We start from the raw sequence: 15347 nt of genomic DNA, 5'->3' as shown, positions 1-15347 counted from the left end.
TTGTTGGACTTGCCGTCGGGAAGTGTTTCCTCCTCGAAGACAACCTTCCAGCTGGTCGGCGCCTTATCCTTGAAGACCTCCGTATTGTACATCAGCACATTTGGTCCCCAGAGATAAGGAACGCCATAGTGCACGCCGTTCACCGTGTTCCAGGGAGCGTTCTGCAAGCGCTCGTCGACGTTCTTGAAGCTGGGGATCAAATCGGTGTTGATCGGCTGGACGCGCTTGCCGGCGACGAGGCGAAGCGACGCGTCGCCCGAAGCGGTGACGAGGTCGAAACCGCCTTCGTTCATCAGCGCCACCATTTCATCAGAGGTCGCAGCGGTCTTCACAGAAACCTTGCAGCCGGTCTGCTTTTCAAAGTCGGTGACCCAGTCGTAATTCTTGTCGGTCTCGCCGCGTTCGATATAGCCCGCCCAGGCTACGATGCTGACCGCGCCCTCGCCCTTGCCCAGTTCTTTCAGCGGTTCGGCAGCAATTACCTGCGTCGCAAAGCTCAGGCATGCGAGTGCGGCTGCGGAGGATTTCAAAAGATTCTTCATCGCCCTGTCTCCCGGTTCAGTGCCGCTTGTTTGCGGCGTTTTGTTCCCAGTCGAAATGGTGCGACGAAAACTCCGCTTTCGCAAATTCATTTATCAGAACTTCGATATCGGAAATTCCGATGGATATCAGCGTATGCGCCCCGAGCGCATGCTTTCCGCAATGCCGACAAAATCGCGGGCGGCCTGCGGCAGGCTGGAGCCCTTGCGCCAGACCATCCCGACCTGCACGACCGGCAGCGAACCGGAGACGTCGCGGCTCTCGATCCTGTCGCCTTCAAGCGACCACGGCCGGTAAACAAGATCGGGAAGCAGCGCAACGCCTGCGCCGGTCGCGACGAGGCTACGCACCGCTTCCACCGAGCGCGTGCGGAACGCGACATGCGGGCGGGCACCGAGCGCTGACAGCAACTTGCCGGTATTCTCTTCGATTTCGTCGACTGTCAGCATGATCAGCGGTTCGCGCGCAATGTCGGCAACCGAGATGATGTCGGCGGACACCAGCGGATGGCCCATCGGCAGCCAGAGACGGTAGGGTGAGGTTTCTAGGATTTCCGCCTGCAATGCCATGCGGTCGCGCAGGTTGGATATGACCATGACGGCGACGTCGAGTTCGCCGCCGACCAGCAGATGTTCCAGGTAGCTGCCGTTGTCCTCGATTGCGCTCACCTCCACGCGGGGGCAGGCGCGACGATATCGCGCCAACAGGTCGGAGAGCACGTAGCCTGCGACCAGCGACGTGACGCCGATGTTCAGTGTACCGGAGAGCTCGCTTTGCTGGCCGGAAAAGCTGGTGCGCGCATCTGAGACCGTGGCGAGAATTTTCGTTGCATGCCGGAGGAACTGGTGGCCGTTATGGGTGATCGTCAAACCGCGCGGATGCCGCTCGAAGAGCTCGACGCCGAGATCGTTCTCCAGCTCTTTCAGCGCTTCCGTCACCGACGACTGCGAGATCGACAAATTCTGCGCCGCCCGCGTCACCGAACCCTGTTCGGCGACGGCGACGAAATACTGGATCTGGCGAAGCGTGAAGGCCATGCGCGTTTAGAGCATGGCTAAGCGGATAGTGGCAAGCTCGCCGAGGGGCGGACCTTTTTTGGTCTTTGGTTCAATTCGATACATATTCCGGGCCGTCGCTTAAGTATTCCGAAACGCCGGCCGGCTAGGTTGCTTCGATGTATTGCGTTGGAGTTTGTGCGATGGCGGAGCAGTTGGCGTGAAGGCCTTGCTGCGGATCTTCCGGCCCTCCCGGAAATTGGTGATCGTGATCGGCGGATTGGCCCTGCTGACGGGCGCGTCCGGCGGCGCGGCGCTTTACATCGGCAGGGACAATATTCTCGTCCGGTCTCTGGAGGAGGCGGACGGTGTCTCGTGCACCGATGTCAACCTGGTGACGATCAAGAAGCAGGATCACGTCTGGATTCGCAAATACATCAAGACGGAACCGACTGACGGAGTGACGCGCGTGAAGACGGCGCTCCGCGTGGCGCAGGCTGTATACCAGCAGGAAAAGCCTGATCTGGTGCAGGTCGTCGTTCTCGATCAGAACGGGCCGACGCTGCGGTCGGACATGCGCGGCCGGGCGATCGGCGCCGATGTCGTCTATATTCCGCACCCCGATAAGATGATCGAAGGCGTCGACGACAAGCCCTACACCGTCCGCTACTATGACGGTCAAGCGAGCGCCAACGGTCTTTTCTTCGGTGAGCGCATCGATCTGCCAGAAGATCAGATCCACGCGCTGAACGCGTCCTTAAGGGAAAGCTCCGACTGCATCGACCCGACGGCCGTCGCGTCGACCACAGGCGAGAGTAAGAAGACAGCCGCCGAAGCAGGTTCTTCAGAAGAGGGCGCCAAGGCGGCCCCGGCTTCCGGCCACTGATCTCGACGGCGAGAGCCGGCAGCAATCCGCCGGCGTCCTTGCACTCGTGACTGGACTTTAGTCCGCCTTTGCGCGGCGCGCCGGGAAGAGGATCACGTCGCGGATCGAAGGCGAATCCGTCAGCAGCATCACCAACCGATCGACGCCGATCCCAAGGCCACCCGCAGGCGGCATACCCTGGTCGATCGCATCGAGGAATTCGTCGTCCAGCTGCTTTTCCTTTTCGCCACGGGCATGAGCCTGCTCGAGTTGTTCGACCATGCGCTTGCGCTGTTCTTCCGGATCATTGAGTTCCGAGAAGGCGTTGCCGAGTTCCCAGGCGTTGCAATAGGTCTCGAAGCGTTCGACAAGGCGCGGCTCGCCCGGCACTTCCTTGGCGAAGGGGGAAATGTCCTTCGGGAAATGCGTAACGTGTGCGGGCTGGATCAGCGTTGCCTCGACCTTCTCCTCGAAGATGAAGGCAAGGCATTCGCCCCAGGTCCAATCCTTCTCGACTTCGAAGCCGGCGGCCTTTGCAGCGGCGCGCGCTTCTTCGTCGGTCTTGATCGCCAGGAAGTCGATACCGGTCACTTCCTTGACGGCATCAGGCATCGGCACGCGGCGGAATGGTCCCTTGAACGAGAGTTCCTTGTCCTGGAACTTGAACTCGGTCGTGCCGTGGATCTTCATCGCCAGTTCCGCGAACATGCGCTCCACGAGGTCCATGATGTCCTCGTAATCGGCATAGGCCCAGTAGCACTCCATCATCGTGAATTCAGGATTGTGCCTTGTGGAAACGCCTTCGTTGCGGAAGTTGCGGTTGATCTCGAAGACCTTGTCGGTGAGGCCGGAAACCAGAGTGCGCTTCAGGAACAGTTCCGGCGCGATGCGCAGGTACATGTCGAGCTTCAGCGTGTTGTGATGCGTCTTGAACGGTTCGGCGGTGGCGCCGCCATAGACCGAATGGAGCATCGGCGTCTCGACCTCCATGAAGCCGTCGTTCTCCATGAAACGCCGGATGCCGGAGACGATCTTCGAACGCTGCTGGAAGCGGAGCTTCGATTCCTCGTTGGTCATGATGTCGAGGTGACGCTTGCGGTAGCGCAACTCGATGTCGGAGAGGCCGTGCCACTTCTCGGGCATCGGCAACAGCGACTTTGTCAGCATGGTGATCTGCTGCGCGTTGATCGTCAGTTCGCCGCGCTTGGTGCGGCGAACAATGCCGGTCACGCCGATGATGTCACCGATGTCGATCATCGGCAGCAGCGCGCGGGCTTCCTCACCTGTGACGTCCTTGTGGCTGAAGATCTGAATCTTGCCCGAGGCGTCACGGAGATCCATGAACATGCCGGAATTGCGCGATGAATAGACGCGGCCGGCGACCGTTACGACGTCCTGGGTTTCGACATCAGGCTCCAAGCCCTCGTACTTCGCGGCAAGCTCTGCGTTCGTCGTGGTCCGGTGGAAATGGGCCGGATAGACTTCGCCGATCTGCTCGCGCAGCAGCTTCAGTTTCTGAGCGCGAACTTCCGTCGCGTCGGAGGAGAGGGTGGCGGTTTCGGTCTTGTCAGTCATGTGCAAAAGATCCGCTTCAGTTCTTCGGGCCGACGAGAGAGGCGACTGCCTGCGATGCCAGTTTCAGGCGCTGGCGCACGACGGCGCGACCGAGGATCGCCATGGAATCGAAAAGCGGCAGCGAGCGCGACGAGCCGGAGACGGCAACGAAAAGCGGCGCGACGACTACCTTCAGCTTCTTGCCCATGCGGTCCGCGACGGCACGCAACTCGGCCTCGATCGACTCGGTGTTCCATTCGAGGATCTTCTCGAGGTCTGGTTGCACCGTGTTGAGGATCTCCAGAATCTCTTCCGGCGGCGACTTGATCTTCGCGAAGGCCGACGGTTCGAGGTTGAGGTCGGACTTGAACAGGAAACCCATCAGATCAGGCAACTCGCCGAGCTTGGAAATGCGCGACTGGGAGAGTGCCAGACCCGCCTTCAGACGGTCGTTCTCCATTGCCCAGGTGAGGACGCGATGCTGGAACTCTTCTTCCGATAGTTTCTCACGAATCCAGCGGCCGTTCAGCCAGTCGAGCTTCTGGATATCGAAGATCGCGCCGGCCTTGGAAAGATTGTCCGGGTCGAACTTCCCTGCAAGTTCATCCATCGTCATCAGCTCTTCGCCTTCGGCGATCTGGACGAAGAACAGGCCGAGGAAGTTCATCAGCGCTTCGGGGATGTAGCCGAGCGCCGTATAGTACGAGATCGAGGTCGGGTTCTTGCGCTTCGACAGCTTCGACTTGTCGGCATTGCGCATCAGCGACAGGTGCATGAACACCGGCGGCTCAAGGCCGAGATACTGATAAATCAGAATGTGCTTCGGAACCGAGGCGAGCCACTCCTCGCCGCGCGCGACGTGGGTGATCTTCATCAGGTGGTCGTCGACGACGTTTGCCATGTGGTAGGTCGGCATGCCGTCGGCCTTGAGGAGCACCTGCATGTCGACGGAATCCCACGGGATTTCCACGTCGCCGTAGACGCCGTCGGTGAATTTGCAGGAGCCTTCGGTCGGGATCTTCATGCGCACGACCGACGGTTCGCCGGCCGCCATGCGCGAGGTGACCTCTTCCGCCGAAAGGTTCAAGCAGTGGCCGTCATATTTTGGCTGCAGGTTGGCGGCGCGCTGCGCCTCGCGCATCTTTTCCAGACGCTCGGGCGTGCAGAAACAGCGGAAGCCATGGCCGGCGGCGACGATTTTCTCGACATATTCGCCGTAGATATGCTTGCGGTCGCTTTGGCGATAAGGGCCGTAGGGGCCGCCGACATCCGGGCCTTCAGACCACTTCAGGCCGCACCATTTCAGCGCGTCCAGCACCTTCTTTTCGAATTCCGGGGTCGAGCGCGTCGCATCGGTATCCTCGATGCGCAGGATGAACTCGCCGCCATGCTTTTTGGCGAAAAGATAGTTGAAGAGTGCAATGTAAGCGGTGCCGACATGCGGCTCGCCGGTCGGCGAGGGAGCGATGCGGACGCGGACGCCGGAAGCTGTCATTTTATGTGCCCGTCAATGAATGCCGGACGGCTTTCCTTGGAAAAAGCGGCGTTCGGCGGGAAGAATGCAGATAACTGGATCAGGAAACCGGCCGGATCAGGGCATTCCGCCCATTTCATTGTCCGATTGTCCGTTTGGTGGCCTTAAGGCCATATTCAACCGCGTACGTCAAGGAAAATGGGTCAGTCGAGCCTAGCGCACGGGCCAGACGTAGAGCAGCACCGGCACACTGACGATAATGATGATGAAGGAGAGCGGCAGGCCGAGGCGCGGATAGTCGCTGAAGCGGTATCCGCCCGGGCCAAAGACGAGCGTATTGCACTGGTGGCCGATCGGCGTGAGGAAATCGCAGCCCGCGCCGATGGCGACGCCCATCAGGAAGGCTTCCGGCCTGTATCCAAGCGTATGTGCAAAGCTCGCCGCGATCGGCGCCATGACGAGCACGGTTGCCGCGTTGTTGAGGAAAGGCGTTACTGCCATCGCCGTCACGACGATCAGCGCCAGTGCTCCGTAGGGCGGCATTTGCGCAGCGAAGTGGCCGAGCCATCCGGCGATCAATTCGCTGCCGCCGGTCGTCCTCAGGGTGTCGGAAACGGGAATGAGGGTTGCCAGCATGATGAGGATCGGACCATCGAGCGATTTATATACCTCGGCCAGAGGAATGACGCGGAACACGACCATGGCAAGCGCCGCGCAGAAGAAGGCCACGGGAACGGGGGCAAGCCCGACGGCCGTTACGCCCATGGCCGCGGCGAGGATCACGAGCGGGAGATAGGCACGCCGTTGCGTGCCAAGCAGGATGTCACGCTGCGCAAGCGGCAGGCAGGCGAATTCTTGCAGAAAGGCGGGCAGGTTCCTGCGGCTGCCCTGCAGCACGAGCACGTCGCCTCCCTGTAGCCTCACCTCGCTCAACCGCTCCGTCAGGCGGTGGCCATGGCGGCTTACTGCGAGCAGGTTGATGCGTCGCCGGTTGAAGAGCGAAAGCTGGCGCGCCGACCAACCGATCAGCGTCGATTCGGCCGATACGACCGCTTCGATGGACGTGACGTCGCCTCCCGTCTTGATTTCCGGCGTCTGTTTGCCCGAAAGCTTCAGCTTAGCATTGGAGACGACACGATCGAGGGCTTCCGGTCTTCCTTCAAGCAGGATCGTGTCGCCGGCCTGGAGCGCAATATCCGGAAAAGGCGACACGCGGGAGTGGCCGCGAAGAATCGCCGTTGCCACGACTTCGCCGTCGCCAAGTTGCAGCATCTCGTTAAGCGGTTTGCCATCGAGGCCGGAACCTTCGACCACGGTCGCCTCGGAGAAATAGGTTTTCAGATCGAGCGCCTCGTGCAGCGAGGGGTTCTCGTTCTCCCGTTCAGGGACCAGCCAATGAAAGAAGATTAGAAACACGACGCCCACGATGGTCAACGTTGCGCCCACCGGCGTGAAATCGAACATCGTGAAGGGAGTGCCCGTGATCTCCTCGCGCAGCCTCGAGACCACAATGTTCGGTGAGGTGCCGATCTGGGTCATCAGACCGCCAAGCAACGCGGCGAAACTCATTGGCATCAGGTAGAGCGAGGGCGACTTGCCTGTTTTCCTGGAGAACTGAAAGGCGACCGGGATCATGATCGAGAGCGCCCCAATGTTCTTGATAAAGGCGGAGAGCACCGCGACGACGATCAAAAGAAGCGCCAGTTGCAAGTGCAGTTTGTTGAGGTTCGGAAAGAAGCGTTTGATGGCTTTGTCGACACTGCCGGATCGCGCGACGCCCGCACTGACCACCAGCGCACTGCCGACGATGATGACGATATCATCGCTGAAGCCGGAAAAGGCTTTGTCGGCAGGTACAATGCCGACCGCAATGGCCAATACCAGCGCGCAACAGGCAACGAGGTCGTAACGGAAGCGATCCCAGATGAAGACCGCCATCATCAGGCCGATAATGCCGAAGGCAAGAATCTGAGGGGTCGTCATGCCGCTCCAACCCTTGGAACCGATCGGCGGAACCAAATCCACCTTCGGATAGAACTGTGATGCCTCGGTGCTTGTTCAATGCCACGGCATGGTCAAAGTTACTCTAGTGCTGCAATTCAGCAAGCGCCCGTTGGAGCGGCGCGTCGGAAATCTCGATTATTCCCGTAAAAGGAACGTCCATATCGAGAACGAGATAAAGCGAAGCGGAAATCAGCAGCGCGGACACCAGAAACATCGAGACGACAATCATATTTTTAGGTGCGCGGTAGCCAAAGCTCGCGAAGATCAACACGAGCCAAGCCGAGAGCATGAAGATGAGCGGCAGGGGGATGACGCCTGCCGACTGCTCGATGATATCCCATCGCTGCTCGACGATTCTCTGGAATTGCTGGCGCGCATCGTTCCACAGCGCAACATGTCCGGGATCAGTCGGCCTCATCGCCGACAAGCTATCGCCTACGGCGTTCAAAACCTGTTCGGACGCCCGATCGCCCCTGACAAGCGTATCGTCGATGCGGGCCGGATTGGTCAATGCGGTTTCCACATAGACAATGAGCCTCTCTTGCGCCTGGTCGGCCTCCATGCCGTAGGCGCGCAGCGTGCGGTCGAGAAGAATGATCTCGGTTGCGAAGGCGTGAACGTTGTTGTCGATGTTTTCGAAGGTATTCTTCGCCGAATTTATCATCAGGCTGAATACGAGGGATGTCATAACCACGAAGATATTGGCGACCAGCCTGACGACCGTGTTCGTTTCTTCCTGAAGGTGATGCGCGGGCAATTTTGAATAGTTCAGCAGCGCTCCGAGCGAAGCGATCACGAGGCAGGCGAACACTGAGGCAGACACAAGCACTTCCCGCATCATTGCTCTTTCCCCGTGAACCATGCTGCCGTTCATGCAAAGTAGCTGTTTTAGACTAAATTTGCATCATGCTGTTGCCGAGAGCAGCGGCCGGAAGGAGAGATCACAAGGATTTGCCAGACTTGCTGAGCAAAAACGAAGGGCGCGGTCTATGCCGCGCCCTTCGAACAGTTCGTCAATGCCCGCCGGCTTTCTTTCGCTTCCGGGCGTTTCTCGCAAACATGTTCAGCATTTCGACCAGCGCCGAGAATGCCATGGCCGCATAGACGTAGCCTTTCGGCACATGGAAGCCCATGCCGTCTGCGATCAGCGTCATGCCGATCATCAGCAGGAAGGCGAGCGCCAGCATGACGATCGAGGGGTTCTTCTCGATGAAGTTGGCGAGCGGTGTCGCGGCGACCAGCATGACCGTCACGGCAGCGATAACCGCGACAACCATGATCGGCAGGTGTGGCGTCATTCCGACCGCGGTGATGATGCTATCCACCGAGAAGACCAGATCAAGCAGCAGGATCTGGCCAATGGCGGCCGCAAAGCCGGTCGTCGCCGAGCTCGCAATGAAATCCTCCTCGTGCTCTTGCGGATCGACGTTGTGGTGAATTTCCTTCGTGGCCTTCCACACAAGGAAAAGACCACCGGCGATCAGGATCATGTCCTTCCAGGAGAACCCGTGACCGAAAGCCTCGAAGACCGGCGTGGTGAGCTGGATGATCCAGGCAATGGTGCCGAGCAGCGCAAGGCGCATGATGAGGGCAAGACCTATGCCCACCTTACGCGCTTTCTCACGATGTTCGACCGGGAGCTTGTTGGTAAGAATGGAAATGAAGATGAGGTTGTCGATGCCGAGAACGACTTCCATGACAACCAGCGTCACAAGAGCAACCCAGGCGGCCGGATCCTGAATAAGCATCATGATATCTTGCATATGCGTATTTCCCCTCGCGCCGAAGACGCCGCAATGTAAGGTGAAGGCGCCAGGAAACAAGCGCACAGGGGAGTATACGAAAGCGGGGAAGCTTTTATTCCTTCACCATTCTCCATGATGCGCGTGCCGGTGCGCGGATCAAAGCGTGCGTCGCGCTCTCAACGAGCGCGAAACCGGTCGCAATTGTCATTTGACCGGCGGAGAGCCACCCGCTCAGGAAGCGTCGTGCCGCCTAACGCCGTAGGCGGCCATGAAGACGCGAATGGCGCCGGAGATAACACGCTCCATCTCGGGCTTGGAAGGCGGCTCGGGCATGCTGCCGAAGAGACGGAATTTGAAGAAGCTGCCGCTCGCAAGATCAAGGAATTGCCCTGCGGCAAGATCGAGATCGTCGATCTTCAGCTTTCCGGCGTCCACATAGCGTTTCAGATAGTCGTGCAGGACCGTACGCAGGTTTTCCGGGCCCTTGAAGAAACGCTGGCAGAGCACGGGCATGCGTTCGCGTACGCCAAGCACGGTGCGCATGGCGGTAATGACCTTCTCGTCCGTCACATGGGAGATGAAGCTCAATCCAAAGTCATAAAGGCCTTCTTCGACGTCGTCATGCTCTTCGAGGGCCCCGCGCAGCGCGGCGACAAAGGCGGCGCGCTCGCTTTCGATCATCGCCGCAAACAGCTCTTCCTTGTTGGCGAAGTAGACATAAAGTGTTCCCTTTGAAACACCCGCCTCGCGCGTGACGTCGTTCATGCTCGCGGCATCAAAGCCGAGTTTCATAAAGACACGCTTTGCACCTTCAAGGATCTGCCTGCGCTTTGCCGGATCCTCTCCTGCTGCCCATCTGCCGCTTGTGGCATGGGTTTCGACGACGGAACCTTTCGATACTTCGGTCATTGCTTTTTAACTACGTTCGCAACTGCGACGATTCTTTAACAAAATCGAACCGCCTGGTTCGATATAGCTTGATATGACTGTAAAAACGCTCTATGTCAACTGAACCGAACCGTTCAGTTCGATTGCCACTAACCATGCGGACTTTCTAATGTCGTCCAGTCAGAAGACCAACGTAGCACGGATTGTCAGCGATTCCGCCGAAGCCGATGTGGCCGAGCGGGAAGCAGCAGCCTCCGCGGACGCCCCTGCCGCGGAGGCTCGCGACACGCCGCAGCTGCCGACCGCAGAGGCGATGCCCGCGGGCAAGCCCGAGGAAAAGAAGAAACGGCGGAGTTTCGTGCTGCCGATCATCGCGCTCGCCATCCTGGCGGGAGGCGGATGGTACGGCTACGAGTGGTGGACGAACGGCCGCTTCATGGTCTCGACAGATGACGCCTATATCGAAGGCGATATCGCGACGATCTCGCCGAAGGTCACCGGCTATGTCGCCAAGGTGAACGTCGTCGCCAACCAGCAGGTCAAGGCCGGCGATGTGCTCGCCACGCTGGACAACGGGGACTACCAGAACGCGCTCGATCAGGCGGAAGCCCAGATCGCCACCGAAAAGCTGTCGCTGAGCCGCATCGATGCGCAGATCGAGGGCGCCAAGGCCGCGCTCGCTCAGGCGCAGGCTTCCAAGGTTGCTCTCGATGCGGCAGTTCGCGGTGCCACGATCACTCAGAAGCGCCAGGCGGACCTTCAGGCGAAGTCGGTCGGCACGACGGCCGAACTTGATAACGCCAATATTGCTCTTGATCAGGCCAAGGCCAATCTGATCGGCGGGGACGCAAACATCAAGTCTGCCGAAGCCAACATCACCATCCTCGAAGCGCAGCGCAAGGAAGCCGAGGGCTCCGTCCGCACCCTCGAGCTGGCGCGTGACAAGGCCGCTCGCGACCTGTCTTTCACGGTCCTCAAGGCCCCGTATGATGGGGTCGTTGGCAACCGCTCGGTTCAGGAAGGCGATCTCGTTTCGCCCGGCCAGCGGTTGATGGCGCTCGTACCGGTTCGCCAGCTCTATATTGACGCGAACTTCAAGGAGACGCAGATCCAGCATCTCGTTCCCGGCTCGAAGGTCAACGTTCATGTCGATGCCTACGACAATCATCCGATCGTCGGCACCGTCGAGTCGATCTCGCCGGCATCCGGCTCTGTGTTCTCGCTGCTGCCGCCGGAAAATGCCACGGGCAACTTCACCAAGATCATCCAGCGCGTGCCGGTCCGCATCGCCTTGCCTCAGGATGCGCTTGACAGTGGCCGCCTGCGTGCGGGCCTGAGCGTCGTCGTCGACGTCGATACCCGCACGGCGCCGGATGCGGAGCAGGCAGCCAAGTGATCAGCCAGCCGGAGTAGGGCCAATGGCCGCGACGACCGCAACAGCAGGAACCGTTCCGGCCGCTCGCGCCGAGGAACACATGGATCCCCGCAAGCTCATTGCATTCTTCGCGATGGTGCTCGGCATGTTCATGTCGATCCTCGACATCCAGATCGTCTCCGCATCGCTGGCGGAAATCCAGGCTGGCCTCAGCGCGGGGTCGGACGAGATCGGCTGGGTGCAGACATCCTATCTGATTGCCGAAGTCATCATGATTCCACTGTCGGGTACGCTCGCGCGTATCATCTCGACGCGTTACCTTTTCGCGATTTCGGCGGCCGGTTTCACGCTGTCGAGCGTGCTCTGCGCGACTGCGACGAACATCGATCAGATGATCGTCTACCGCGCCATCCAGGGTTTTATCGGCGGCGGCATGATCCCATCGGTGTTCGCGGCCGCGTTCACCATTTTCCCGCCGTCGAAGCGCAGCATCGTCTCGCCGATCATCGGCCTGATCGCTACTCTTGCGCCGACAATCGGCCCGACCGTCGGCGGCTATCTCAGCCATGCTTTCTCCTGGCACTGGCTATTCCTCGTCAACGTCATTCCAGGCATCATCGTCACGGCGGTCACCTGGAATTTCATCGACTTCGACAAGCCGGAGCTCTCGCTCTTCAAGAAGTTCGACTGGTGGGGCCTCATCTCCATGGGCGTCTTCCTCGGTGCGCTGGAATATGTGCTGGAGGAAGGCAATTCGAACGGCTGGTTCGAGGACAGCTATATCGTCGCCGGTGCCGTGGCATCCGCCGTCGGTGCGATCGTCTTCTTCTATCGCGCTTTCACCAACGATTTCCCTGTCGTCGACCTTCGGGCCTTTACCAACCGGAATTTTGCCTTTGGTTCGGTGTTCTCATTCGTCATGGGCATCGGGCTTTATGGCCTGACCTATGTCTACCCGGTCTATCTCGGGCGCATCCGCGGCTATGATTCGCTGATGATCGGCGAGACGATGTTCGTCTCCGGCCTGGCGATGTTCTTCACGGCGCCGATCGCCGGCCGGCTATCGACGAAGATGGACCTGCGCCTGATGATGGCGATCGGCTTTGTCAGCTTCGGGGCCGGCACTTTCATCATGACGCATCTGACGGCGGACTGGGATTTCTACGAGCTCTTCATCCCGCAGATTCTGCGCGGCTTCGGCCTGATGATGTGCATGGTGCCCATCAACAACATCGCCCTTGGCACGATGCCGCCCGCCCGAATGCGGGGAGCCTCCGGGCTTTTCAATCTGACGAGAAACCTTGGCGGCGCCGTTGGTCTTGCGGTGATCAACACCCTGCTCACGACCCGTCAGGACGTCCACTACGAGCGTCTGCGTGAAAACCTCGACTGGGGCAATCCGACCGCAATCGACCAAATGAACAACATGGCCGCCAACTTCAATTCCTATGGAATGGATGGCGCGTCCGTCGCGATCAAGCAGATGGTCGGTCTTGCGACGAAGCAGGCAATCATCCTTTCCTTCAGCGACGTGTTCCTGCTCCTCACCTTGCTTTTCGTGGCTATGATCTTTGGCGTCGCGATGATCAGCAAGCCCGCGGCTCCAGGTGGCGGCGGCGGTGGTGGCGGAGGCCACTGAGCCCTTCGAGCAAATGAGGTAACGGCCGGCTTGTGACACCAAAGCCGGTCGTTCTGCATAAGGGATCGGCACCGGTCGAAGATTTTGATTTACGTACATCAAATTTGGCGCTAAAGGTCTCGTCAGGAGGAGATGATGAGGCCTACGGTTCACGACATCGCCGCTGCGGCGGGGGTCAGTCTTGCAACAGTCGATCGTGTTCTGAACCAGCGCCCCGGCGTGCGCCGCATCACGCGTGAGAAGGTCGAAACGGCCATCCGCGAAATCGGCTATGTCCGCGATGTTGCGGCCGCCAACCTTGCAAAGGGCCGCACCTATCCGCTGGTCTTCATCCTGCCCTCTTCGGACAATTCCTTTATGCACGGCTTGCACGCCGAAATCCGGGAGGCGATCAAACGCTCGCCGGTCGAACGTACCGACATCGGGACGGTTGAAGTTGCAGCCTTCAACCCGATCGCTCTGGTGGCGGCGCTGGATAGACTTGCGGACGAACGCCCCGCCGGGATTGCCCTTGTCGCCACCGACGCACCGGAAGTGATCGCCGCAGTCGACAAGCTGGTGGATGATGGCATTCCCGTGGTGACGCTGGTTTCGGACCTCACCGGGTCGCGCCGCCATCACTATGCCGGCGTCGACAACATCGCCGCAGGGAGAACAGCGGCGCGTCTGCTTGGTCGTTTCCTCGGCGATGCCGAAGGTGAGGTGGCTGTGCTCGCCGGATCCATGTTGGTGCGTGATCATCGCGAGCGGCTTGAAGGCTTTGCGGCATTGATGGCGCAGGAGTTTCCGAAACTTTCCATTTTGCCGGTCCTGGAAGGGCGCGACGATCCGGAGATGGCGCATATGCTGGTCGCCGATGCGCTGTCCAGGCATCAACGGGTGATCGGCGTCTACAGCCTGGGCGCCGGCAACCGCGGTCTCATCAAGGCGCTCAAGGGCAAGGGCGCGGACCGGCGCGTGACGGTCGTCGCCCATGAATTGACGGGCCATACACGCGCCGCGCTGATCGACGGCACGATCGATGCGGTGCTCAATCAGGACGCCGGCCACGAAGTGCGCAGCGCCATCCGGGTTCTCAAGGCCAAGGCCGACGGCCTCGCCGTCATCGACGCGCAGGAGCGCATCCGTCTGGACATATTCCTGAAGGATAATCTGCCGTAACGGCAAGGGAGAATGACATGTATCTGGGTCTCGATCTTGGAACCTCGGGCATCAAGGCAATGCTCATCGACGGTGATCAGAAGATCATCGGTTCGGCGAACGGTGCGCTGGACGTCTCCCGCCCGCATTCGGGCTGGTCTGAGCAGGAACCCTCGCATTGGATCCGGGCGACGGAGGAAGCGGTTGCAGGTCTGAAAGCGAAGCATCCGAAGGAGCTTGCAGCGGTCAAGGGCATCGGTCTTTCGGGCCAGATGCACGGTGCGACGCTGCTCGACGCTGACGACAAAGTGCTGCGCCCCTGCATTCTTTGGAACGATACCCGCAGCTATCGCGAAGCGGCAGCACTCGATGCCGATGCAAAATTCCGCAAGCTCACCGGCAATATCGTTTTTCCCGGGTTCACGGCGCCTAAACTCGCTTGGGTCGCCAAGAACGAGCCGGAAATATTCGCCAAGATTCGCTGGGTGCTGCTGCCGAAGGATTACCTGCGTCTCTGGCTGACCGGCGAGCACATGTCGGAAATGTCGGATTCGGCGGGCACGTCCTGGCTCGATACGGGCAAACGCAAATGGTCACCCGAACTGCTTGCCGCCACGAATCTCGACGAAAAGCAGATGCCGACGCTTGTCGAAGGCACGGAGCAGGCAGGCAAGCTGCGCGCTGAACTCGCCGCCAAATGGGGCATCACCGGCGGTGTGGTTGTGGCCGGCGGGGCGGGGGACAATGTGGCTTCGGCTTGCGGCATGGGCACCGTCAGTCACGGTGCTGCCTTCGTATCGCTGGGCACGTCCGGCGTTCTGTTCGCGGCGAACGGCTCCTATTTGCCGAAGCCGGAAAGTGCCGTGCATGCCTTCTGCCACGCGCTGCCGAACACCTGGCACCAGATGGGCGTCATCCTGGCGGCCACCGATGCGCTGAACTGGCATTCCGGCGTCACCGGCAAGTCGGCGGCGGATCTGACCACTGAACTCGGCGAGACATTAAAGGCCCCGACGGGCGTCACTTTCCTGCCGTATCTTTCCGGTGAGCGCACGCCGCACAACGATGCCGTCATCCGCGGCGCCTTCATCGGCCTTGCTCACGAGAGCAGCCGTGCGGTGCTGACGC

At 60.0% G+C, this 15347-nt stretch carries 13 protein-coding genes; 5 read left to right on the top strand and 8 right to left on the bottom strand.

The window, feature by feature from the left end:
* Both ACPYOJ_RS31035 and ACPYOJ_RS31030 read right to left on the bottom strand, forming a co-directional pair.
* Window positions 1-542: extracellular solute-binding protein (locus ACPYOJ_RS31035; RefSeq protein ID WP_481419677.1), on the bottom strand; the 542-nt coding region annotated here is incomplete at its 3' end.
* Between the two features lie 126 nt (window positions 543-668).
* The gene (locus ACPYOJ_RS31030) at window positions 669-1577 is read right to left on the bottom strand and encodes a LysR family transcriptional regulator (RefSeq protein ID WP_481419676.1); all 909 of its coding nucleotides are present in this window, start codon (window positions 1575-1577) and stop codon (window positions 669-671) included.
* A 178-nt stretch (window positions 1578-1755) separates the two neighbouring features.
* On the opposite strand from ACPYOJ_RS31030, the gene ACPYOJ_RS31025 reads away from it, so the two are divergent.
* Window positions 1756-2421, top strand: coding sequence for a hypothetical protein (locus tag ACPYOJ_RS31025; RefSeq protein WP_481419675.1), 666 nt, complete (start codon window positions 1756-1758; stop codon window positions 2419-2421).
* Window positions 2422-2478: 57 nt separating this feature from the next.
* Here the strand turns inward: ACPYOJ_RS31025 and lysS are convergent, their stop codons facing one another.
* The 6 genes from lysS to ACPYOJ_RS30995 all read right to left on the bottom strand — a co-directional run bounded on the left by lysS (window position 2479) and on the right by ACPYOJ_RS30995 (window position 10086).
* Entirely contained in the window at window positions 2479-3975 is a 1497-nt protein-coding gene (lysS, locus tag ACPYOJ_RS31020; protein WP_481419674.1) for a lysine--tRNA ligase, read from the bottom strand.
* Between the two features lie 16 nt (window positions 3976-3991).
* Window positions 3992-5449 (bottom strand): glutamate--tRNA ligase, encoded by a 1458-nt coding sequence (gene gltX / locus ACPYOJ_RS31015; RefSeq protein ID WP_481419673.1) that lies wholly within the window; start codon window positions 5447-5449, stop codon window positions 3992-3994.
* Window positions 5450-5641: 192 nt separating this feature from the next.
* Complete coding sequence (locus tag ACPYOJ_RS31010; protein WP_481419672.1) at window positions 5642-7411, bottom strand: SLC13 family permease; 1770 nt, start codon at window positions 7409-7411, stop codon at window positions 5642-5644.
* Window positions 7412-7514: 103 nt separating this feature from the next.
* Window positions 7515-8273 carry a bestrophin-like domain gene (locus ACPYOJ_RS31005; protein WP_481419671.1) on the bottom strand — a complete coding sequence of 253 codons (759 nt, stop codon included), beginning with the start codon at window positions 8271-8273 and terminating at the stop codon, window positions 7515-7517.
* Window positions 8274-8445: 172 nt separating this feature from the next.
* Complete coding sequence (locus ACPYOJ_RS31000) at window positions 8446-9195, bottom strand: TerC family protein (RefSeq protein WP_481419670.1); 750 nt, start codon at window positions 9193-9195, stop codon at window positions 8446-8448.
* Window positions 9196-9408: 213 nt separating this feature from the next.
* Window positions 9409-10086, bottom strand: a complete 678-nt coding sequence (locus tag ACPYOJ_RS30995) for a TetR/AcrR family transcriptional regulator C-terminal domain-containing protein (RefSeq protein WP_481419669.1) — start codon at window positions 10084-10086, stop codon at window positions 9409-9411.
* Between the two features lie 148 nt (window positions 10087-10234).
* Here ACPYOJ_RS30995 and ACPYOJ_RS30990 point away from each other — a divergent pair, with 148 nt between their 5' ends.
* The 4 genes from ACPYOJ_RS30990 to xylB all read left to right on the top strand — a co-directional run.
* On the top strand, window positions 10235-11461 hold the full coding sequence (locus tag ACPYOJ_RS30990; protein WP_481419668.1) for an HlyD family secretion protein: 1227 nt from the start codon (window positions 10235-10237) through the stop codon (window positions 11459-11461).
* 22 nt (window positions 11462-11483) lie between these two features.
* On the top strand, window positions 11484-13079 hold the full coding sequence (locus ACPYOJ_RS30985) for a DHA2 family efflux MFS transporter permease subunit (RefSeq protein WP_481419667.1): 1596 nt from the start codon (window positions 11484-11486) through the stop codon (window positions 13077-13079).
* Between the two features lie 135 nt (window positions 13080-13214).
* Window positions 13215-14240 (top strand): LacI family DNA-binding transcriptional regulator, encoded by a 1026-nt coding sequence (locus ACPYOJ_RS30980; RefSeq protein WP_481419666.1) that lies wholly within the window; start codon window positions 13215-13217, stop codon window positions 14238-14240.
* Between the two features lie 17 nt (window positions 14241-14257).
* Window positions 14258-15347, top strand: a 1090-nt coding sequence (gene xylB / locus ACPYOJ_RS30975) for a xylulokinase (RefSeq protein ID WP_481419665.1), incomplete at its 3' end; no start/stop codon positions are given.

The sequence above is a fragment of the Rhizobium sp. SVR5-9E genome (genome assembly GCF_056755095.1).
Note: the sequence above shows the minus strand (reverse complement) of the source record. Positions and strands in the feature narration are given on the sequence as shown.